We start from the raw sequence: 202 nt of genomic DNA, 5'->3' as shown, positions 1-202 counted from the left end.
CACCCTCAGCCGGGCGCCGACCCCGACGCGCCCCTGGGCCGCACCGACGCCGACAACCTCGGACCCCTGTGCCACCGGCACCACCGGCTCAAGACCGACGGCGGCTTCCGCCTGCGCCAGATCGCACCCGGGCTGTTCGAGTGGATCACCCCCACCGGGCACCGCTACCTCACCCGACCCGGCACCGGCCGCAACCACGACG

General features: G+C 75.2%; 1 pseudogene. It reads left to right on the top strand.

Going from position 1 to position 202, the window contains the following annotated elements:
* Positions 1-202: pseudogene (locus tag FS882_RS21275) on the top strand (hypothetical protein); the annotation flags it as partial.

The organism is Cellulosimicrobium cellulans (assembly GCF_007679345.1).
In the GTDB taxonomy this organism is placed as follows: Bacteria; Actinomycetota; Actinomycetes; order Actinomycetales; family Cellulomonadaceae; genus Cellulomonas; species Cellulomonas cellulans_A.
This window is presented reverse-complemented; position numbering and strand designations above follow the sequence as displayed.